Raw genomic sequence first — 20,465 nt, 5'->3', positions numbered from 1 at the left:
GCCAGTTTCAGATTTGACCTATCAAGCTCATCGGTTAGCACAATTAAAGTACCGCAATGATAAATGAGAAGTGTTTTCATTTGCAACAATTAATTTGGCTATTTTAATGGCTTTTTCAAATAATCAATAAAAAAGGCATACTAAAAGTATGCCTTTAAATCTGGTGATTCACAACAACTTATTGGAATACCACTGTTTTATTGCCATCGACAATAATCCGGTCTTCCAGATGCCATTTCACTGCACGCGCCAGCACGTTACGCTCCACATCCTGACCCAGTTCACGCAGCTGCTCGACAGTAAAATCGTGGCTGACACGCTCCACATCCTGCTCGATAATCGGGCCCTGGTCTAAATCCGCGGTCACATAGTGCGCAGTTGCCCCAATCAGTTTCACGCCTTTGTCATAGGCTTGCTGATACGGGTTGGCGCCAACGAAAGCTGGCAGGAAGGAATGGTGAATATTGATGACTTTCATTTCCCATTTGCTGACAAATTCTTCATCCAGAATCTGCATATAACGTGCCAGCACCAGTACATCATTGCCCTGCATCAATTCATCAATTTTGGCATAGGCTTCGCGTTTATTTTCCTTGTTAACCGGCACCACTTCAAATGGAATACCAAAGTTCTCAACCGCTTCACGTAAAGTTTCGTGATTCGACACCACTTTGGTGATTTCACACGGCAGACCACCACGCGCATGACGCCATAACAGTTCCAGCAAGGCATGATCGACTTTAGACACTAAAATACCGACCTTTTTCACATCGGCCACCAAGGCCAGACGCCATTGCATTTCATAACGCTCGGCCACATTGCTGGCAAAGGTCTGGATCAGGCTTTCACGACGGCTTTGCAGATGATCCAGCTCGAATTCAACGCGCATGAAATAACGCCCGCCCTGAGCTTCAGTCGCGTATTGATCAAGTGCGGTAATATTTGCTCCCTGATGATACAAAAAGCTCGATACAGCCTGCACGATACCTGGCTTATCCTCACAAGTAATCAGTAAACGTGCAGTATTCGCAGTCGTCATATTCATGTTGGTTTATATCACTAATCAGTTAAATTGAAAAAATAAGCCGGCTATTCTAGCGCGTTTCCTTAACAGACTAAATAGGGGAATCAGTTTCTGTATTCTTGCTTGAAGATAAGCTGGCAAACAGTTCCGATGAACCCAGGGTCTGTAACAGGCCTTCATAGGTTTGACGGCTTTCACCACGCAAATACGCCCCTTCCAGGAATACCATCTGACGCAGCGCCTGCCAGACCCACTTCTCTTCCAGCGTATTCGAGTCGGTAATATGCCCCGACATATACAGGAAGTTGGTCCAGTTGGTCAGCACAATCCACAGGTTAATAATTAAGGCTTCAATTTCCGAGTCGGTCATTTCCATTAAACCGGCTTCCACGAAAGCTTTATAAATTTTTTGTCCCTGCTGCATCACCTGTCCGGCAAAACGCGGATACATTTTGCGGAAATCTTCGTTATTTTCCACCAGATGATAGACATCCCGATGCAAAAAGCGGTAGTTCCATAACTGGCTGCTAAGGACCTGAAAGTAATGAATCTTATCGTTGGCATCCAGCGGACGGTCATCTGGCAAGGCCAACATGCTCAGGGTTTCGGCCTGATACTGCTCCATCAGCTCTTTAATAATTTCGTTTTTATTGCGGAAATGATAGTACAAATTACCCGGACTCATGCCCAATTCAGCTGCAATATGATTGGTCGTCACGACACGTTCGCCACGTTCATTAAAAAGTTGCAGGCTTAACTGCAAAATACGTTCTTTGGTTTTCACCGTTTTCGAGTGTGACATCCTAAAGTAACCATTCTTTCAAACTGTTAAGAAACTAACAGATAAAGTAACTTGACTATTTAGAGTAAATACTCTAAAAACTAAATTAATTGATTCAATCGAATGGTAACACGCCATGAACAGTCAAACAAAAACAACTTCGATGACCACTCCCGACAGCACGCCCCATAACCTTGATGCACAACGTTTACATGATGTTCTGGCCCTGCAGAAATACGCCTATCAGCGCTATCCGCTGCCAACCGCCAAAGAACGGATTGACCGTCTGGCACGGTTAAAACGGGTGCTGGTTAAATATCAGGATCAGTTTGCCGAAGCAATTAATGAAGACTATGGTAACCGTTCGATGGGCGAGACCAAAATTGGCGAATTACTCACCTGCCTTGAACATATCAAATACTACAGCAAAAACCTCAGTGGCTGGATGAAACCATCCAAGCGACATGTCGGAATTATTCATCAGCCGGCCAAAGCCTGGGTGCAATACCAGCCTTTGGGTGTGGTCGGCATTATTGCACCGTGGAATTATCCGCTGTTACTGTCGGTCGGTCCGTTAATCTGCGCTTTAGCAGCCGGCAACCACGCCATGATTAAAATTTCCAGTGCCTCGATGCATTTTGGCCGCGTGCTGGAAAATGCCATTGCTGAAGCTTTCCCGCAGGAACTGGTGGCGGTCATTACCGGCGGCGGTGCGATTTCCGATACCTTTAGTCATCTGTCCTTCGATAAAATGATTTTTACCGGTTCGACCAATGTCGGTAAAACCGTGATGGCGGCGGCAGCCGAAAATCTGGTGCCGGTGATTTTAGAGCTGGGCGGTAAATCGCCCGTGCTGGTGCATCCATCAAGTGATATGGCCGATGTTGCCGAGCGGATTGCGGTTGGTAAACTCTGGAATGCCGGACAGACCTGCGTGGCACCGGACTATATGTTCCTACCTAAAGGCAAAACCGCCGAATTCCTGGGTCATTATGAACAATATATTAAGCAGATGTATCCAAGTCTGCGCGACAATCAGGATTACACCTCCATTATTAATGACAAGCAGTACAACCGGCTGCAGGGCTATTTAGACAATGCCCGTGAACAGGGCGCCCAACTGATTGAAATCAATCCGCAAAATGAACTGCTGGACGATGTACGCAAAGTCGCTCCGACCGTACTGACCGGGGTCACCACCGAAATGCGCATCATGAAAGAGGAAATTTTCGGACCACTGCTGCCCATCATGGAATATGAACAAATTGATGATGTAATCGAGTTTATTAATAGCCGTCCGCGTCCACTTGCATTATACTACTTCGACTTTGATCAGGCGCGTGCCGACTATGTCGCACAGCGTACCCATTCAGGGCATTTCGGACAAAACATGGTACTGACCCATGTCGCACAGGATGACTTACCATTTGGTGGTGTCGGTGCGTCAGGGATGGGCAAATATCATGGTCCCGAAGGATTCTTCAGTTTGTCGCATGAACGCTCGGTGATGTCTAATCCGAAGCTGTATAGCTTGAAATACATCCTGCCGCCGTTCAATAAGCCGATTCACAGACTAATTTCAAAGATGCTTCTTCGCTAAATGATCAAGGCATGAGCTATTAGCATGGCTCATGCTGCGTTTTCCTGAAAATCGCTTGTCTTTTAAGCGCATTTTTGGTATAAAACGCCCCTTGAATGAATTCATCCGTTTATTTTTGACTGGCCATACAGATTTGCTGTTGGCTAAATCAATGGAGTTACACCATGTCTAAGGTTTGCCAAGTTACCGGCAAGCGTCCAGTCGTTGGTAACAACGTCTCACACGCCAACAACAAAACTAAGCGCCGGTTCGAGCCGAACCTGCACCACCACCGTTTCTGGTTAGAAAGCGAAAAACGTTTTGTACGTCTTCGTTTAACCACTAAAGGTATGCGTATTATCGACAAATTGGGCATTGAAAAGGTTGTTGCTGACCTACGTGCTCAAGGTCAAAAGATCTAAGTAAGGAGTCAGGACAATGCGTGATAAGATTCGCTTAGTTTCTACAGCTGGTACAGGTTATTTCTATACCACGACTAAAAACAAACGTACTATGCCGGAAAAAATGGAAATCAAAAAATTTGATCCAAAAATCCGTCAACACGTAATCTTCAAAGAAGCTAAAATCAAATAATTTTGGCTTTTTGAAAAAAACGACCTCTCTGCAGGTCGTTTTTTTTGCACTTTTTTTCTTCCAGTTGTTAAAATTTCCTGATCTTTTCAATCTGGCACTCTCTGTGCTTGTCTTTTTTACCCTTAACCTTGGCTTAAGGAGTTGTTAGTGCCGCATGATGTAGAACTTATTATCTTATTGGCTGTCGGCTTTGGACTGGCCTTACTGTTCGGCTATATTGCCGCCCGTTTACGTTTACCGCCCCTGATCGGTTATCTGGTGGCCGGTATCCTGATTAGTCCAAATACGCCCGGCGTGGTCGGTGATATTCACCTGGCCAACCAGCTGGCTGAACTGGGTGTGATGTTCCTGATGTTTGGCGTCGGGATGCATTTCTCGCTCAATGACCTGATGCAAGTCAAACGGATTGCCCTGCCCGGTGCCATCCTGCAGATTACTGTCGCCACTTTACTGGGGATTGGAGTCTCGATGATGTGGGGCTGGAGTTTCGGCTCTGCACTGGTGTTCGGTCTTAGCCTGTCCTGTGCCAGTACGGTAGTTCTACTCAAAGCACTGGGGGATCGCGGCCTGCTAGACTCGGTCAACGGCAAGATTGCCGTGGGCTGGCTGCTGGTCGAAGATCTGGTGATGGTACTGGTGCTGGTACTGTTACCGGCTACTGCGGTCCTGTTGGGTGGACAGGCACTTGCCGGTAGTGCAGCTGATGAAAACATCTGGCTGACACTGGGCATTACCCTGTTAAAAGTCACCGGCTTTATTGCCTTTATGCTGATTGTCGGAAAACGATTGGTACCCTGGATTATGCAGGTGGTGGCGCGTCTAGGTTCCCGTGAACTGTTTACCCTGACTGTGGTCGCGGCGGCCGTGTCAATTGCCTTTGGTGCCTATAAAGTCTTTGGTGTGTCGATGGCACTGGGCGCCTTCTTTGCCGGTATGGTGGTGAAAGAGTCTGACTTTAGCCATCGTGCTGAAGAAGAAACCCTGCCGCTACGGGAGATTTTCTCGATCCTGTTCTTCGTGTCGGTGGGGATGCTGTTTGACCCGCGGATTCTGCTGGAAGAACCGCTGCATGTGCTGGCAGTGGTCGGCATTATCATGATTGGTAAAACCATTGCCGCCATGGCCCTGGTCCTGTTCTTCCGCTACCCGATTAACACTGCATTAACGGTGGGTGCTTCACTAGCGCAGATTGGTGAATTCTCCTTTATTCTGGCCACGCTCGGCGTATCGTTACAGCTGCTGTCTCTAGAAGGTCAAAACCTGATTCTGGCCGGTGCCCTGATTTCCATTACCTTAAACACCTTCCTGTTTTCGGCGATTGAACCGGTACAGCGCTGGATTCGCGAGCGCTCACATCTAGCCCGTTTGCTGGAACGCAGTGGCGACCCGCTGGCGATGTTACCCGATGAAGTTTCACAAGATTACCTGCGTGATCAGGTGGTGATTATTGGCCATGGTGAAGTTGGCCGCCGCATTACCAAAAACCTGATGGCAGAAAATATCAAGGTGGTGATTGCCGAAGAAAACCGTGAGATTGTCGAAAACCTGCGGGAAAAAGGCATTGCTGCGGTATCCGGTGTGGCTACTGAGCCCGGAGTACTGATTCAGGCACATATTCAGCATGCCCGTTTACTGGTGATTTCACCGATGGACATTATTGATATTCATAAAATTGTTGATATTGCGACTACTTTGAATCCGCAAATTCAGGTGCTGATCTGCGCAGAAAGCAAAGAAGAAGCCGAAGTCATTCGCCGTGACAATATCGGTGAGGTGTATTTTGCCAAAGAAGAAATGGCCAAGAACATGAGCAATCATATTTTAAACCAGATTGAAATTGCCCATCATCAACCACCCTCACATTAAGCCTCAGGCACAAAAAAGCGCACCTTCAGGTGCGCTTTTGCATTCCAGAGCATGAGCCGACTAGCTCAGATACTTCGGCTGCTCATCAACCACTTCGGCCTGCCATTCATTGACCTGCTTTTCCAGCAGCCCGAATAATGCGGCCTGAATCATGTGCTGGGCGACAATTGGCGTCTGATCTCCCAGCAGGGCTTTGACTTCATCATTAAACTGGATTTTGACCAGAGGTTCCTGTTCTGAACCAGCATTACGCAATGCCAACTCACCACCTTCAAGCTGAACCAATTCCAAAATCGCGTCCTGATTTCCAAATAAGGCTTTTAACTGTTCTATAGACATAATTCCTCCATGTTCAACATGGTGGCAAAGATGGACTCTTTGCATCGCTTAGATAGTTAATATGATGTCAGGTTTTCAGAATTCAAGGGACACTGGTCGGGTTTAGAATTCCACCATTTCATTTCTGAAACCATCAATTAACTGCATCAGCTCACGATGCCATTCACGCAGGATTTTGGTATCTGGCAGCCATGCTTGCGGGGTTTGAGTGACTTTAATAATCAGGTTCGATGAAGTCTCATCTTCCGGTTCCGGTGCGCTTGGCTCCGGCGTATACTGACAAAGACAATAAGCGCGTTTTAATTCAGCAATAAAGCCTTCTTTGGCCAGTTTTTGCAGAATCACCACTTCAGGCGATACCTGACCTTTGGCCGCCATCGCTTCTTCAATTGATTTTAAAGTCGGCTGCAGCTCATTCAGGCGGTAGTAACGCACCAGTTCCTGCAAAAAGGCCAGTACAGCACCATGCAGATGAAACACCGCTGCTTCGCGATGTGCCTGCGCCTGCTGGATATGTTCGGTTTGTTCGGCTTGCTGACATGAAAGACGGGCAAAATACAGTTTTTGATTGGTACGGTCGGCATGAAAGCGAGCAACACGGGACATGAATAGCGTTCCTAAATTTTGGCTTTTATTTCAACATTAAGCTTAAACGCTCTGCGTCCAAATGCCCAACAAAAAAATACATATGAGCGCTATCATCAGCATCGATATTTTCTACGATGGGTTTAAATAAAGAAAAATGCAGCGCTAAAAAAGGAGCCACTAAGGACTCCTGTTGATGTTCAAGCTTTCGGCTTGTCTTCCGCAGCTTTAACGCGAATGCCGGCACCTTTGACTTTCAGTGTGTTCAGGCCCTTAATCGCTTTGACGGCTTCACGACCATGCGGCATTTCCACAAAGCCAAAACCTTTGGACTTGCCACTGTCAGCCTCTTTAACAATCACCGCAGATTCTACTGTGCCAAACGGCTGAAACAGCGCCAGCAGTTCAGCATCGGTGATGGAACGCTCTAAATTACGTACAAGAATTTTCATTTACTTTTTCCAAATAGGCCAAATCATCCAAAAGCATGCGCCTACTCTACTCTGGAGATTGTGCATCAAGCTGCACAACACATGGCTCTAGTTTAATCGAGATCAATCCCAAAATCTAAACGAATCTTCTGGCGTTCGATCAGTGCACTTTTAACAGTTTGTTCACGGGTTTTATAATGGGTTTCACTTTGACACAGGTTACGGGTCAAATCGTTCAGAAAATAGCTTTCCACAGTACGTCCCTGTTCATCGACCGTATCTCTGGCCCACCAGCTGATGTTCTGCTTGGTCAGAATCAGCTCGTTTTGCGCCCGGGTTAAAGCCACATACAGCACCCGGCGTTCTTCTTCAACTTCGTCAAAATTCCCTTGCGCCCGTGCATGTGGATACTGCCCGGCAGTGACATTGGCCACATAGCAGACCTTCTGCTCGGTACCTTTGGCCGAGTGAATGGTAATAAGCGTGACCACATCATCATCTGACTGACGTTCAATCTCGCTAATCGAAATCGGATCAAGCACATATTCTTCCAGAAACTCGCTGAGCTGACCGTGTTTACTGGCCAGCTGCTTGACCAGATCAAAATCTTTAAGGCGTTTTGACCAGTCTTTTTTGGCGTAATTCTGTTCCAGCTGCTCCACCAGTGCCTCAATCGCCAGACTGACACAGACGTCGACTTTCTGTTTCAGTACCGCCATTTGCTTCATAATCAAAATGGTTTTATCCGGAATCCGGCCAAATTTCTCCAGCTTTTCCGCAATCTGCTCCATTTCCGGATTCAACAATAACTGCTGTGCCAGTTTACTGGCACCGACATCTCCCACGCCATTCCACAGGGTCAGAAAACGCATCCAGGCAATATCATCGGCGGGATTGGCAATGACCCGCAGCAGACTGAGCAAATCCTTGACATGCGCCGATTCCAGTAATTTCATGCCGCCAATAAAACGATACGGAACATTGGCGGCAATAAAGGCCGCTTCAATATGCCGCGCGGCAAAACTGGAACGCACCAGCACCATATGCTCCTGCCATGCTGCGCCCTGGATAAAGTGACGCTCTTTGATATCAATGGCAATCCATTTGGCTTCATCAAACTCATTCGGGAAAATGTGCATGCGCGGTTTTAAGCCGCTGCCACGATACGCCTCCAGCCGTTTGTCATAGCCGATCGGACTTTGATCCAGCAACCAGTTCGACAGGTCCAGAATTTCCTGGGTTGAACGATAGTTGCGTTCCAGTTTATAAATCTGGGCGCCCGGAACACGTTCTTTAAAATGATGAATATTTTCAAAGTCAGCACCACGGAAACCGTAAATCGACTGCGCATCATCACCAACACAGAACAGCTGCACCCGCTCTTTTAACGGCTCCAGCAAGGCCCATTGCAAAGGATTGGTGTCCTGCATTTCATCGACCAGCATGTGCTGGCACAATGATGCGACATAATCGACCAGCCCCTCTGACTGGGCCAGCGCCGAGGCGACAATTGCCAGAATATCGTCATAATCCAGAAAATGACGCACCTGCTTGCGCGCTTCATATTCTTTCATGATCTCGGCAATCTGATCTTTATAATCCAGACATTCCGGTAACTGTTTTTCCAGGGCAATACTCAGTTTTTGCCGGGTATTGCGGGCAAAAGAATACAGGTCACACAGCTGCTGTGGCTTGGGCAAGGCATTTGGATTTTTCTTGTCATCTTTACCACGCAGCAAACGGAACATCATGATCTGGTCATCACGATCAATAATCGAGAACTGTTCCAGCCCAAAGGCTTTCGGAATCCGGCGCAGCAGATACATACAGAAGGTATGGAAGGTAGAAGCACGCAAGCCCTTGGCCTGCTCGCCCAGCGCCAGCTCGACCCGCGCTACAATTTCAGCAGCGGCACGGCGGGTAAAGGTTAAAATCTGGATCTGGTTGGCCGGAACGCCCTGATCAATCAGATAAGCTGCACGCGCCACAATGGTTTTGGTTTTGCCACAGCCAGCCCCAGCCAAGACCAAACTATGCTTTGCTTCAGTGGTGGCTGCATTTTTCTGTTGGGGATTTAACTCGTCGATGAGCTGTGCAAGTGACATACCAAATCATTTCTCGAAAATTCAAAGCGAGATCTTATCATAAGCATCCCATCAACATAAAAACTAGCCTATTTGTAAACCCGGATCGTTTTCGAATTGAGTACTTCGTATTGCAGCCCCAGCTGTCTGGTCGTTACGTCCAAAAATTCAAAAAAGTTCGAATTGCGTAAATGAAGGGGGAATTGATGATTCATGTCGACATCTGAATCCACAATCAGCGTGACCTTCTTTTCAATTGCCAGCAGATTTTTTAAAACGTTCAGATGTATCTCATCAAAATTAAAAGACAGTACTCTCGGCTGTGAGTTTTGCTGTACAGGATTTTTCTTGAGATAATTTTGCATATTTTCGCGGTAGGCCGGTTTTGCAAAACTGTGTACGGTGATGCAGCTTAATATCAAAACCAAGATGATCTTTTTCATAATTTCCCTATTTATCATTTTTTTAAACCCTATTGGCATCTGGGTTTATCACGCTTTCTTTAGCGATCGCATGACATTTTCGACGCTGTCGGTTAAATTATTTTCCGCATTTCGAATCGCATCTTCTACTGAAATATCAGGTAGATTAATACCAATAATCTGTGTAAATCCCGCCTCCAGCAGTGGCTCAATGCCTTCACCGATCATTCCTGCAAACGCATAGACCGGTTTATTCAAGCTTTTCGCAACCTGTGCCACGCCAAATGGGGTTTTGCCCATGCAGGTCTGCCGATCAATTTTCCCTTCGCCGGTCAGGACCACATCGGCCTGTGCAATTTTTTCAGCCAACCCGGTTTGCTGAATTAGCAATTCAACACCTGACTGAATTTTTGCACGTGCAAAAGCAAGCAAGCCAAAACCCAGTCCACCGGCAGCACCAGCCCCGGCCTGATGTTGCACATTAACCCCGAGCGTTGCTTCAACCAGATTGGCAAAATAACCCAAGTTCTGATCGAGAATTTTGACCAGCTCCGGCGTGGCACCTTTTTGCGGTCCAAAAATGGCCGAGGCACCATGTTCCCCACAGAGCGGATTATTGACATCGCTGGCAATCAGTATCTCGGTGGTTGCCAAACGGGCATCCAAAGCACTGAGGTCAATCTCGCAGATCTGCTTTAAATTGCCGCCACACGGTTGCACCTCCAGGCCGGCCTGATCTAAGAATTTCACTCCCAACGCCTGTGCCATCCCACCGCCGGCATCATTGGTGACACTGCCGCCCAGTCCAATCACGATTTTAGACACGCCCAGATCCAGCGCCTGGCGGATCATCTCGCCAGTGCCATAAGTAGAAGTAAGCGCCGGATTGCGCTGCGCCAACGGAATAAGATGAATACCATTGGCCTTGGCCATTTCAATGACTGCAGTTTTGCCGTCGTCAATCAGGGCAAAGTAGCTTTCAACCTGTTGCTGCGGCAAAGGGCCGCGTACCCGACACGAAACTTTCTGCCCGGCACATGCATTTAACAGGGCATCGACGGTGCCTTCACCGCCATCGGCCAGCGGTACCAGACTACAGATTGCATCCGGAAACTGCCGCAAGATTCCGCGCTGCATGGCCTGGGCGGCCTGTACTGCGCTCAGGCTTTCTTTAAAGGAATCTGGTGCAATCACAAAACGAAGTGGCATGTGGTTTATCCCCAGCGTGGGTGTCCATTGTGGATAAGTGTTGACTTATCCGCATATTAGCGTAGCCAGCCAATTTCCGCGGCGGTCAGGTCATTAATGACGGTGTATTGCAGGCTGTCCGGCATTTTGCTGGTGCTGCTACTTAGCGGAATATGCCCGCCCATTAACTCAGCTTTCTGCTGTGGATAGCGTGGCTGTTGCTGCGGGTTGGCATAACCCAGCGGATAAATCGGCAGTCCGGTGGCCAGATCATATTTATCACTGGCGCCAAAGGCATGCAGTAATTCATGTGCCAGTACCACATGATTCTGCTGGTTCTGACGCTCGGCGGCAAACAGGTTAACCGAACCAATCCGGCCTTTTTCCAGCGCGGTAGAATGTTTTAAAGCTTTTTGATGAGCTGGATCATAATAGTTTAAATACAGGGTCACATGCGGTGCGCCATCAACTGACTGATGCTGACGCCAGGCATAAAACCGGAACTTGAGGCTCCAGATGATGCTATCGAGTAAAGAAGCCTGTTCCGGTACCTGTGGCGGCAACTGTTTCAGTTCCCGGCCAAGCTGCAGATAAAAATATACCGGTTGCTGGCGATACTGTGCTGCGGCCTGCTGCAAATACTGCTGCACCGTTTGAAAACTGCTGTTAGACAGCTGCTGGATATAAAGCTGCGTGCTGTCCTGTCCATCAGCATTCACCGGATGCAAGAGCACCCGCACTGGTTTATTCCAGTCCTGATTCTGGTCACGATAGGCATTTACCGCCACAATGAAAAGAATCAGCAACAGGATCAGGATACGAATCTTTTTCCACATCGGCTTAAGCGCTCTGTTTTTTGAGTTTTCTCAGATACATCTGACTCATTTCAATTTTGGTTTCAAACAGATTCAGAGTTTTAATGAGTCCGGAAAGCTTGGCCCGGCCATAGTTTCTGGAATCAAAATCCGGTTTTACCGCGCTGATATATTGCCCGACCATGCCCAGATTGGCCCAGCCATTTTCATCGGCATTGTCTTTGACTGCTTTATAAATCAGATTCAGTGTGGCGCGATCCATCATCTCTGCAGCCGGGTTTTCTTTCGGCACAGTGCTGGATTTTAGCTCGGAGTTTTTTGCACTTTCTAGGTTCTTTTTGTCCTGAACCGGGCTGATTTCATCTTCTTCAGCATTTTTCAGTTCATTTTCAGAGATCAGGTTTTCAATATAAATAAATTTATCACAGGCTTTTTTAAAGGCTTCCGGAGTGGATTTTTTGCCAAATCCATAAACACTCAGGCCATTTTCACGAATCCGTGAGGCCAGCGGAGTAAAGTCACTGTCACTGGACACAATACAGAAACCATCCAGCGCTCCGGCATAGAGCAAATCCATGGCATCAATAATCAGGATCATGTCGGTGGCATCTTTGCCTTTGGTATAGGCAAACTGCTGTACCGGGGTAATGGCATGCGGCAACAGCACATCACGCCACTTTTTCAGGGTTTCACTGCTCCAGTCCCCATAGACCCGTTTCACGCTGGCAATGCCATATTTGGCGACTTCTTCAAGCACCGAAGCAATAGCGTGAATCGAAGAGTTATCGGCATCAATTAACACCGCAAATTTTTTTGTTTGGATATCCACCGGTTCCCCAAGCGCTTATTATTCAAATTTATTGTGGAGTTGATTTTGACATAAAAAATGCCGACTGATGTCGGCATTTTTTATTTTTAGCTTTTAGGCTTCAACCCATTTGCCATCCTGATATACCAGACTCCATTTGGTCTGCTTGCCTTCAGGGGTTTCAGAGCCAATATATTGCGCCTGATTTTTACGGCTGAATTTCACCAGAGTCGGGTTGCCTTCTGGGTCTACATCGGGTGCTTGCAAAATGAATTGATATTTTGGATCAAGCTGGTCAGCAACCGTACGCAGTTCCGCCACCTTCGGTGCACGGGTTTCACGCACTTTCGGGAACTTGCTGGCCGCCAGGAATAGACCGGCAGCGCCATCACGCAGGACAAAGAAGTCATCGTGCTTGGTCGAGCGTAAATGTTCCATCTTGATGGGGTCGACACGCGGCGGCGCAGGCTGACCGTTTTTCAAGACTTTACGGGTATTGTCACAGCTGGTGCAGGCAAAGTATGGACCAAAACGGCCAGTTTTCAGCTGCATTTCGCCATCACATTTATCACATGGAATGGTCGGGCCATCATAGCCTTTAATCTTGAACTCGCCTTCTTCCAGCTCAAAACCGGCACAGTCCGGGTTATTACCGCAAATATGCAATTTACGACCACCATCAATCACGTAGCTATCCATGGCAGTTTCACAGATCGGGCAGCGTTTTTTCGACATCAGGTCGGCGGTTTCAGCACTGTCATCATCTGACAGGGCTGCCAGAGATTCTACAGGTGTTAAATTCAGAGTGCCCTTACAGCGTTCTTTTGGCGGCAGGTTATAACCGGAACAGCCGAGGAATACCCCGGTAGTGCCGGTACGAATCTGCATTGGACGTTCGCATTCCGGACAATGCACGGCATCCACTTCCACCGGCAGGTTACGGCGCATACCCTGTTCGCCCTGTGCATTGGTCAAACGGGTTTTAAAATCACCATAGAAGCTGTCGAGCAGATCTTTCCAGTTGCGTTCACCATCGGCCACTTTATCCAGCTGACCTTCTAAGTCCGCGGTAAAGTCGTAGTTCATCAGGTTGTTAAAGCTTTCATCCAGACGGTCGGTGACAATTTCACCCATCTTTTCCGCAAACAGGCGGCGGTTTTCCAGCTTGACATAACCACGGTCCTGAATGGTGGAAATAATCGCTGCATAGGTCGATGGACGGCCAATGCCACGTTTTTCCAGTTCTTTCACCAGCGAGGCTTCGGTAAAACGTGCCGGCGGCTTGGTAAAGTGCTGTGATGGGTCCAGCTTTTGCAGTTTTAGCACTTCGCCGACTTTCACTGCAGGCAGCAATACATCATCATCAGACTTGTTCTGACCACGTACTTTGGTAAAACCATCAAAGACCAGGGTACGGCCTTTGGCTTTCAGTTCTACCCCATTGGCATTGACCAGAATGGTCGATGATAAATACTCGGCCGGAGTCATCTGACAGGCCACAAACTGACGCCAGATTAAATCGTATAAACGCTGGGCATCACGCTCGACACCAGCCAGGCTGTCGCCTTTCAGACCGACATTGGATGGACGAATCGCTTCGTGAGCCTCTTGCGCGCCGGCTTTGTTGCCGTAGCGGTTTGGCTTGGCCGGTAAATATTTTTGGCCATACTCGGATTCAATATGCGTACGCACCATATTCACGGCGTCATCACTCAGGAACGTCGAGTCGGTACGCATATAGGTAATAAAACCGGCTTCATACAGACGCTGTGCCAACATCATGGTTTTCTTGACCGAGAAACCTAGACGGGTACTGGCCGCCTGTTGCAGCGTTGATGTGATATATGGCGCACTCGGATTCACCTTGGTTGGCTTGTCTTCACGTGCAGCCACCGTATAATCTGCATCTTTAATCAGGTTCAGCAAGGCATCAGTTTCAGCCTTGTTACGCAGCTTTAAGGTCTTGCCATTTTGCTTGACTGCTTCCAGACGAATATCATCTTGTGCAGATTTGGTATCGGCAAATACCTGCCAGTATTCTTCCGGAATGAAGGCACGAATTTCACGTTCACGCTCTACCACCAGTTTGACGGCTACTGACTGGACACGACCGGCTGACAGACCACGGGCAATTTTTTCCCACAGCAATGGCGAAATCATAAAGCCAACCACACGGTCCAGGAAACGGCGCGCCTGCTGTGCATTGACTTTATTGGTGTCTAGACGTGCCGGATGCTTAAAGGCTTCCTGAATGGCATTTTTGGTAATTTCGTTAAACACCACACGCTGATAACGCGCATCATCACCGCCAATGACTTCTTTTAAATGCCAGGCAATGGCTTCCCCTTCACGGTCCAAATCCGTTGCCAGATAGACTTCATCGACCTGCGATGCCAGTTTTTTCAATTCAGCAACAACATTTTCCTTGCCCGGTAGCACTTCATACTGGGCTTTCCAGCCATGCTCCGGGTCTACCCCCATGCGGTTGACCAAGGCCTGCTGGGCTTTTTCTGCTTTTTGTGCTTCGGTCAGTTTGGCACGTGTGGTGGTTTTCTTTTCTGTACTTTTACTGGCGCCTGTAGGCAAATCACGCACGTGACCGACCGACGACTTTACAATGTAATTCGAACCGAGGTATTTGTTGATTGTTTTCGCTTTTGCAGGCGACTCCACAATCACCAAGGCACGTTTAGCGCCATCGGCAGATTTTGCTGTAGTGCTTTTCGATGTGGAGCGAGGAGCGTTCGCCATAGTTAACCGTAGTTCCTGTGAAAATGTTTTAAATTAAAGTTCAGCCAAAGAATGTAAATATGCCTTGATGTCATCCAGTTGGGTGGCTTTCAGATCAGCTTCTTCATCCCAATAGAGTCCTACACAGTTTGCCTGCATATCAATAGCATAAATGCCCTTTAATGCAACGGGTGTATGATTAAATTTTTCCTCACCATGCACCAGTTCAAGCTGCTGATCGACCACCCGGGCGCGCATTAACGGCAAGCGGGCCTCTGGAATCAGTACGCTATAATAGGCCACCATACTGGCACGGCTTTCTGTGGCCATCGGAATTTTGGTCCAGTCCGGCGCAGCCACCAGACGCGGATGCAGGCCCATCTTGCGGGCTTTTTCACGCATCAGGCCGAGGGCTTTTTCTCTTGGACTGACACGCAAACCAAAAATCGAGCCCAGCACAAAAATGATGATGGCCAGTGCCACCCAAATTCCAGTATTTTCCATAGCTCAACCTTTATGTTCTTTTATTAGAGTTGCATAAGCGCCATATAAAACGCAAGTTTGCACGATAAAATTAATTCAGGAACATTTCGTGGCTATAGACCACTTCATGCCCGTTCCAGTAGATATAGCCTTTTTCCAGCAGTTCCTTGAGCAATAACCGCACGTCGGACTGGGGAAACATCTGTTCTAACAGGTCACGCAAGGCATAAATATCTTTGGGTTTATCGGCTTTCAGTTCGCGCAGTTTACGCGCCACTTCCAGCTGTACCGGATCAATCTGGTCAAAGTTTTTAAACAGCGGCTGCTGCGCACTTTGAATCGGCGCGGCGACAGAGTCCTGTTCAATAACAGGAGCAGCTCCGCTTTCTGTCGACTGTAACTGTTTTAAGGCCTGATCCAGACTGCTGGCCACCGGTGTTTTTTCAGCAGAGGCATTTAAATCCAGCTGAATCCACTGTTTCAGCACCTTCTTGCGAAAGGCAATTTGCTCATCATAACGCTTGATAATTTTCAGATTAATTAACAAACCGACCAGACGCTGGGCTTTTTCCGGCACCACCTGCAAAATATTGCTGAGAGAGTTTTTCAGCTTCTCGACCGTATTCGGTTTACCGCTCATTTTTGCCAGAGCATCACAGTATTTTTTGACCAGTTGCAAATACGGTTTTTGCTGGATGGTGGCAATACTCGGCAAGCTGTATTTTGGCGTATGAAGTGGCTGCGCCGCATCTTCTGGCTGAATCAAAATCAGATGGGCACTGATATTCGAGGCCTGTAGCATCTGCACCAGAATATCGCTGCTGTCCTGGGCCGAAATAATTTCGACATGGCTATCTGGCTCAAGTAATGCCATTAACTGCCCGACCACCACGGCATATTCAAACTCTTTATGCGGTGCTTCTGGGGTGTCCAGTACCACCACCTGAGCGCTGTTCATCCAGCTGGCCAGTTCAGTCAGGTCATCCAGCGCGTACTCAAAGCGTCCGGCACAGTTAAACAGGTAGAGTGTCGAATAATGCTGCAGAATATCGCGCAGCAGTTGTGCCGTAGGCATATTCTGTTCAAGATCTAAAAGTACAACTTTCTGGGTCATGACAAAAAATAAAGGATCTGAGAGCCGAAAGTGGGCATTAGAGCCGGAAGTGAGATAAAGGTCAAATTTTTTTATTGTGGCGCTGTGATCGCTGCCTCAAAAGCGGCTGGAGCTAAACCGATCTACCAGTATCTTCTTTATATGGATACCTTAAAATAAACCCGCATTCAGGCTGCGGGTTTATCAATAGATTGTGCGGAATGTTCTAGCAATTGACAGATTAATAATGCGGCGGAATATTGGTCAGCGGATCGAAGGGAGCAATGCCTTCAGACAGGTCAGCTGACTCAACCCGTTGATAAAGCAGCTGCATTTGTTTCTTGAGGTCGGCAATTTCCAGATTCTGTTTAGTCACCTGCTCATTCAGCTGTTCAACTAAATCATCTAAAAATGCAATTCGGACTTGCAAATCTTCAATGGGTGCGGAAAATGACGCCTGATCATTTAGATTTTGTTGTTTAGTCATTTTAAATCCTCATTTGAGATTTTTCAGGAAACACTATGGCCTATATTACCCTAAGGGATGTCCAACTCGCGTTTGGTGGACCCGCCCTGCTCGACGGCGCGAACTTTACTCTTGAACGTGGCGAACGAGTGTGTTTGATCGGCCGTAATGGTGAAGGTAAGTCTACCTTACTTAAACTGATTGAAGGAAGCTTACTGCCCGATGCCGGTGAAGTCTCGATTCAAAATGGCTTAACCGTGTCCATGCTCACCCAGGATGTCCCGATGGATTCGGGCAAGGTTGCCGATATTGTCGCCGATGGTGCCGGTGAAGCAGCAGAGGTCCTGCGTGCCTATCATGCCGCCAATGATGCCTGCGTACTGGGCGATATGGCCGCCTGCGAGCGCATGGGTGAACTGCAACACAAACTGGATCAGCTTGATGGCTGGGCACTGGAAAACAAGGTCAACTCTATTTTAAGCAAAATGGGGCTGGACCCGAATGCCGATCTGGCAGATCTTTCCGGTGGCCGTAAACGCCGCGTGCTGCTGGCCCGTGCCCTGCTGACCCAACCGGACATCCTGTTACTGGATGAGCCGACTAACCATTTAGATGTTGAAAGTATCGAATGGCTGGAAAAATTCCTGCTCGATCAGAACAACCTGACCTTATTGTTTATTTCGCACGACCGGACCTTTGTCGACAGTCTGGCAACCCGTATTGTCGAACTGGATCGCGGGATTCTGCGCAGTTATGAAGGCAACTATTCACGCTATCTGGATCTCAAAGCCCAGCAGCTGGAAGCAGAAGAAAAACAGAATGCCCTGTTTGAGAAAAAACTGGCCGAAGAAGAAGCCTGGATCCGTCAGGGTATTAAAGCGCGTCGTACCCGCAACGAAGGTCGTGTTCGTGCCCTGAAAGCCTTACGCGAAGAATCCAAAGCGCGTCGCTTCCAGCAAGGTAAAGTCAACATGGGCGTACAGGAAGCTGCGCGTTCAGGCAAACTGGTCTTTGATATTGAACATCTGGGCGTCAGCTATGATGGCAAGGCGCTAATCAAAGACTTCTCGGCCATTGTCATGCGTGGCGACCGGATTGGTCTGGTCGGAGATAACGGGGTCGGTAAAACCACCCTGATTAAAGCCATTTTGGATGAAGTAGAACACAGCGGTACCGTTAAAATCGGCACCCAGCTGGAAATTGCCTATTTTGATCAGCTGCGTAACCAGCTCGATTTGGAAAAATCGGTCAAGGACAACGTTTCTGAAGGTTCCGACTTTGTTGATGTCAATGGACAGCGCCGTCATATCTACAGCTATCTGCAAGACTTCCTGTTTAACCCGGAACGTGCGCGTACCCCGGTCAAAGCCTTGTCCGGCGGTGAACGTAACCGCGTGCTACTGGCCAAACTCTTGCTGAAACCATCCAATTTAATTGTGATGGATGAGCCGACCAACGATCTGGATATGGTCACGCTGGAACTACTGGAAGAAATGCTGGCTGAATACAAAGGCACCTTGCTGCTGATTTCGCATGACCGTGCCTTTATGGACAACGTGGTCACCTCGACCTGGGTGTTTGATGGCAAAGGCCATATTGAAGAATATGTCGGCGGCTATCAGGACTATTTACAGCAGCGTCCGGATCAAACCGTGGTTGACCAGAAAATGGCGGTGAAAAAGGCCCAGGCTAAGGCAGAAGCAGCAAAAGTAGAAGCTGCTCCGGCGCCTGTGAAAAAGAAACTCAGCTATAAAGATCAGCGTGAGCTGGATCAGCTGCCGGCTGAAATTGAAGCGCTGGAAACAGAACAGGCTGCACTGTCAGAAAAACTGGCTGATGGTTCCTGGTTTGTATCCGATGCCGAAGCTGCAACCCAAGCCTCGCAGCGTCTGGCAGAAATTGAAGAAATCCTGCTGGAAAAACTGGAACGCTGGGATGAGCTGGAAAATATGAGCAAAGGCGGTTAATTCACCCGCTTCACAGCATCTGCCGGACAGCGGCAGATGCTTTTTATCTTCAAAATCGTTCATGCTACACTGCATTTAACCTTCATTTTAAAACGTCACTATGCCGCAACCGCAAGATTATCAACCTGGTGAATTTCAATGGTCCTTTCTGCTGCCGAAATACTGGAGCATCTGGATCGGTATTATCTTCCTGATGATTTTGGCAATCTTGCCGTGGGCCATTCAGTACCGTTTGGGTCAGTGGCTGGGCCAGCTGGCGTTTCGCTATCTGCATTCACGCCGTAAAACCACTGTCCGCAATCTGGAGCTGTGCTTTCCGGAATGGTCTGCGCAAGAGGTGCAGGACAACGCGCGCCAGGTTTTTGTTGACCAGATGATTGGCGTATTTGAAACCCTAAATGCCTGGTATAGCCCGAAATGGTTCCAGGGCCGGGTCAGTATTGAAGGTCTGGAATATATTCAGCAGGCGCAAGCGGAAGGCAAAGGCGTCTTGTTGCTGGGCACCCACTCGACCCTGCTTGATGCTGGCGGCTATTTATGTGCCCAGTATTTTGAACCCGATGTGGTCTATCGTCCGCAGAACAATCCGCTGTTAGATATGCTGATTTACCGCTGCCGGGCCACCATTTATGCCCATCAGATTGACCATGATGATATGCGTGGTCTGGTACGTAACCTGAAAAATGGCCATGCCATCTGGTACAGTCCGGATCAGGATTTTGGCCTGAAACAAGGCGTAATGGCGCCATTCTTTGGCGTGCCGGCAGCCACCGTGACTGCGCATCGTCGTTTACTGAAAATGACCAAAGCCGCCGCAATTCCGCTGTATTTCTACCGCCATGGTGATCTTAAAAATCCGAAATATCATGTCTTGATTGAGCCACCGGTTGAGCGTTTACCAAGTGAGGATGAAGTCGATGATGCGACGCGTGTTAATTTGATTATTGAACGTCAGCTGCGCATCGCGCCGACTCAATATATGTGGTTTCATCGCCGTTTTAAGACCCGTCCACAAGGCTATGAGCAGCTGTACTAAGCAATACAGCTGTATTAAGCCAATCTTTCTGCGAGTCAAATACCATATGCTGATCAAAATACCAGGACACGACAGCCCATAAAGTTAAACCCGAGTTCTGCATCCTGCAAAACTCGGGCTTATGAGGTTGTGCTTTCAAAACTTTTTTGTTGTTATCTCTGGCTTTCCATTCCT

Annotated in this window: 21 protein-coding genes; 6 read left to right on the top strand and 15 right to left on the bottom strand. The window is 48.0% G+C overall.

Features of this window, described 5'->3' with window-relative positions; translation table 11 throughout:
- Positions 1–178: 178 nt before the first annotated feature.
- On the bottom strand, positions 179–1,045 hold the full coding sequence (purU, locus tag ACPEPR_RS11845) for a formyltetrahydrofolate deformylase (protein WP_005182122.1): 867 nt from the start codon (positions 1,043–1,045) through the stop codon (positions 179–181).
- Between the two features lie 70 nt (positions 1,046–1,115).
- Complete coding sequence (locus ACPEPR_RS11840; protein WP_005182118.1) at positions 1,116–1,826, bottom strand: TetR/AcrR family transcriptional regulator; 711 nt, start codon at positions 1,824–1,826, stop codon at positions 1,116–1,118.
- Between the two features lie 115 nt (positions 1,827–1,941).
- On the opposite strand from ACPEPR_RS11840, the gene ACPEPR_RS11835 reads away from it, so the two are divergent.
- The 4 genes from ACPEPR_RS11835 to ACPEPR_RS11820 all read left to right on the top strand — a co-directional run bounded on the left by ACPEPR_RS11835 (position 1,942) and on the right by ACPEPR_RS11820 (position 5,844).
- Positions 1,942–3,405, top strand: a complete 1,464-nt coding sequence (locus ACPEPR_RS11835) for a coniferyl aldehyde dehydrogenase (RefSeq protein ID WP_005182115.1) — start codon at positions 1,942–1,944, stop codon at positions 3,403–3,405.
- 164 nt (positions 3,406–3,569) lie between these two features.
- Positions 3,570–3,806: a 50S ribosomal protein L28 gene (gene rpmB / locus ACPEPR_RS11830; RefSeq protein ID WP_000048256.1), complete on the top strand. Its 237-nt coding sequence runs from the start codon at positions 3,570–3,572 to the stop codon at positions 3,804–3,806.
- A 16-nt stretch (positions 3,807–3,822) separates the two neighbouring features.
- On the top strand, positions 3,823–3,978 hold the full coding sequence (gene rpmG / locus ACPEPR_RS11825; RefSeq protein WP_003654787.1) for a 50S ribosomal protein L33: 156 nt from the start codon (positions 3,823–3,825) through the stop codon (positions 3,976–3,978).
- A 147-nt stretch (positions 3,979–4,125) separates the two neighbouring features.
- Positions 4,126–5,844: a cation:proton antiporter gene (locus ACPEPR_RS11820; protein ID WP_075167257.1), complete on the top strand. Its 1,719-nt coding sequence runs from the start codon at positions 4,126–4,128 to the stop codon at positions 5,842–5,844.
- A gap of 60 nt (positions 5,845–5,904) precedes the next feature.
- Here the strand turns inward: ACPEPR_RS11820 and ACPEPR_RS11815 are convergent, their stop codons facing one another.
- The 13 genes from ACPEPR_RS11815 to ACPEPR_RS11755 form a co-directional block, all read right to left on the bottom strand.
- Positions 5,905–6,183: a hypothetical protein gene (locus tag ACPEPR_RS11815; RefSeq protein WP_005182110.1), complete on the bottom strand. Its 279-nt coding sequence runs from the start codon at positions 6,181–6,183 to the stop codon at positions 5,905–5,907.
- A gap of 102 nt (positions 6,184–6,285) precedes the next feature.
- The gene (locus tag ACPEPR_RS11810) at positions 6,286–6,789 is read right to left on the bottom strand and encodes a DUF6586 family protein (RefSeq protein WP_423562478.1); all 504 of its coding nucleotides are present in this window, start codon (positions 6,787–6,789) and stop codon (positions 6,286–6,288) included.
- A gap of 25 nt (positions 6,790–6,814) precedes the next feature.
- Positions 6,815–6,949, bottom strand: a complete 135-nt coding sequence (locus ACPEPR_RS11805) for a hypothetical protein (RefSeq protein ID WP_423562477.1) — start codon at positions 6,947–6,949, stop codon at positions 6,815–6,817.
- A 19-nt stretch (positions 6,950–6,968) separates the two neighbouring features.
- On the bottom strand, positions 6,969–7,220 hold the full coding sequence (locus ACPEPR_RS11800; protein ID WP_005182105.1) for an RNA recognition motif domain-containing protein: 252 nt from the start codon (positions 7,218–7,220) through the stop codon (positions 6,969–6,971).
- Positions 7,221–7,312: 92 nt separating this feature from the next.
- Entirely contained in the window at positions 7,313–9,304 is a 1,992-nt protein-coding gene (locus ACPEPR_RS11795; RefSeq protein WP_005182102.1) for an ATP-dependent helicase, read from the bottom strand.
- A 68-nt stretch (positions 9,305–9,372) separates the two neighbouring features.
- Positions 9,373–9,726: a hypothetical protein gene (locus tag ACPEPR_RS11790; protein WP_423562476.1), complete on the bottom strand. Its 354-nt coding sequence runs from the start codon at positions 9,724–9,726 to the stop codon at positions 9,373–9,375.
- A 48-nt stretch (positions 9,727–9,774) separates the two neighbouring features.
- Positions 9,775–10,914 carry a glycerate kinase gene (locus ACPEPR_RS11785; RefSeq protein ID WP_423562475.1) on the bottom strand — a complete coding sequence of 380 codons (1,140 nt, stop codon included), beginning with the start codon at positions 10,912–10,914 and terminating at the stop codon, positions 9,775–9,777.
- A gap of 56 nt (positions 10,915–10,970) precedes the next feature.
- The gene (locus tag ACPEPR_RS11780; protein WP_075167254.1) at positions 10,971–11,729 is read right to left on the bottom strand and encodes a hypothetical protein; all 759 of its coding nucleotides are present in this window, start codon (positions 11,727–11,729) and stop codon (positions 10,971–10,973) included.
- A 4-nt stretch (positions 11,730–11,733) separates the two neighbouring features.
- A complete protein-coding gene (locus ACPEPR_RS11775; RefSeq protein ID WP_005182091.1) occupies positions 11,734–12,537 on the bottom strand; it encodes an NYN domain-containing protein in 804 nt (267 codons plus the stop codon).
- 93 nt (positions 12,538–12,630) lie between these two features.
- Positions 12,631–15,267, bottom strand: a complete 2,637-nt coding sequence (topA, locus tag ACPEPR_RS11770; protein ID WP_005182090.1) for a type I DNA topoisomerase — start codon at positions 15,265–15,267, stop codon at positions 12,631–12,633.
- Between the two features lie 33 nt (positions 15,268–15,300).
- A complete protein-coding gene (locus ACPEPR_RS11765) occupies positions 15,301–15,750 on the bottom strand; it encodes an ammonium transporter (protein WP_005182089.1) in 450 nt (149 codons plus the stop codon).
- A gap of 70 nt (positions 15,751–15,820) precedes the next feature.
- Positions 15,821–16,843: a hypothetical protein gene (locus tag ACPEPR_RS11760; protein WP_005182088.1), complete on the bottom strand. Its 1,023-nt coding sequence runs from the start codon at positions 16,841–16,843 to the stop codon at positions 15,821–15,823.
- Between the two features lie 220 nt (positions 16,844–17,063).
- Positions 17,064–17,309, bottom strand: a complete 246-nt coding sequence (locus tag ACPEPR_RS11755) for a SlyX family protein (RefSeq protein WP_005182087.1) — start codon at positions 17,307–17,309, stop codon at positions 17,064–17,066.
- A gap of 35 nt (positions 17,310–17,344) precedes the next feature.
- On the opposite strand from ACPEPR_RS11755, the gene ACPEPR_RS11750 reads away from it, so the two are divergent.
- Positions 17,345–19,255, top strand: coding sequence for an ATP-binding cassette domain-containing protein (locus tag ACPEPR_RS11750; RefSeq protein ID WP_423562474.1), 1,911 nt, complete (start codon positions 17,345–17,347; stop codon positions 19,253–19,255).
- Positions 19,256–19,355: 100 nt separating this feature from the next.
- Positions 19,356–20,291 (top strand): LpxL/LpxP family Kdo(2)-lipid IV(A) lauroyl/palmitoleoyl acyltransferase, encoded by a 936-nt coding sequence (lpxL, locus tag ACPEPR_RS11745; protein WP_016659582.1) that lies wholly within the window; start codon positions 19,356–19,358, stop codon positions 20,289–20,291.
- Positions 20,292–20,465: the final 174 nt, after the last annotated feature.

The sequence above is a fragment of the Acinetobacter sp. AND/436 genome, assembly GCF_049546925.1.
Taxonomy (GTDB): Bacteria; Pseudomonadota; Gammaproteobacteria; order Pseudomonadales; family Moraxellaceae; genus Acinetobacter; species Acinetobacter indicus.
Note: the sequence above shows the minus strand (reverse complement) of the source record. Positions and strands in the feature narration are given on the sequence as shown.

What these genes read in the sequence shown, in the direction of transcription:
- purU (WP_005182122.1), bottom strand. Translation starts at nt 1,045, where the DNA reads ATGAATATGACGACTGCGAATACTGCACGTTTACTGATTACTTGTGAG.
- ACPEPR_RS11840 (WP_005182118.1), bottom strand. Translation starts at nt 1,826, where the DNA reads ATGTCACACTCGAAAACGGTGAAAACCAAAGAACGTATTTTGCAGTTA.
- ACPEPR_RS11835 (WP_005182115.1), top strand. Translation starts at nt 1,942, where the DNA reads ATGAACAGTCAAACAAAAACAACTTCGATGACCACTCCCGACAGCACG.
- rpmB (WP_000048256.1), top strand. Translation starts at nt 3,570, where the DNA reads ATGTCTAAGGTTTGCCAAGTTACCGGCAAGCGTCCAGTCGTTGGTAAC.
- rpmG (WP_003654787.1), top strand. Translation starts at nt 3,823, where the DNA reads ATGCGTGATAAGATTCGCTTAGTTTCTACAGCTGGTACAGGTTATTTC.
- ACPEPR_RS11815 (WP_005182110.1), bottom strand. Translation starts at nt 6,183, where the DNA reads ATGTCTATAGAACAGTTAAAAGCCTTATTTGGAAATCAGGACGCGATT.
- ACPEPR_RS11810 (WP_423562478.1), bottom strand. Translation starts at nt 6,789, where the DNA reads ATGTCCCGTGTTGCTCGCTTTCATGCCGACCGTACCAATCAAAAACTG.
- ACPEPR_RS11800 (WP_005182105.1), bottom strand. Translation starts at nt 7,220, where the DNA reads ATGAAAATTCTTGTACGTAATTTAGAGCGTTCCATCACCGATGCTGAA.
- ACPEPR_RS11795 (WP_005182102.1), bottom strand. Translation starts at nt 9,304, where the DNA reads ATGTCACTTGCACAGCTCATCGACGAGTTAAATCCCCAACAGAAAAAT.
- ACPEPR_RS11790 (WP_423562476.1), bottom strand. Translation starts at nt 9,726, where the DNA reads ATGAAAAAGATCATCTTGGTTTTGATATTAAGCTGCATCACCGTACAC.
- ACPEPR_RS11785 (WP_423562475.1), bottom strand. Translation starts at nt 10,914, where the DNA reads ATGCCACTTCGTTTTGTGATTGCACCAGATTCCTTTAAAGAAAGCCTG.
- ACPEPR_RS11780 (WP_075167254.1), bottom strand. Translation starts at nt 11,729, where the DNA reads ATGTGGAAAAAGATTCGTATCCTGATCCTGTTGCTGATTCTTTTCATT.
- topA (WP_005182090.1), bottom strand. Translation starts at nt 15,267, where the DNA reads ATGGCGAACGCTCCTCGCTCCACATCGAAAAGCACTACAGCAAAATCT.
- ACPEPR_RS11765 (WP_005182089.1), bottom strand. Translation starts at nt 15,750, where the DNA reads ATGGAAAATACTGGAATTTGGGTGGCACTGGCCATCATCATTTTTGTG.
- ACPEPR_RS11760 (WP_005182088.1), bottom strand. Translation starts at nt 16,843, where the DNA reads ATGACCCAGAAAGTTGTACTTTTAGATCTTGAACAGAATATGCCTACG.
- ACPEPR_RS11755 (WP_005182087.1), bottom strand. Translation starts at nt 17,309, where the DNA reads ATGACTAAACAACAAAATCTAAATGATCAGGCGTCATTTTCCGCACCC.
- ACPEPR_RS11750 (WP_423562474.1), top strand. Translation starts at nt 17,345, where the DNA reads ATGGCCTATATTACCCTAAGGGATGTCCAACTCGCGTTTGGTGGACCC.
- lpxL (WP_016659582.1), top strand. Translation starts at nt 19,356, where the DNA reads ATGCCGCAACCGCAAGATTATCAACCTGGTGAATTTCAATGGTCCTTT.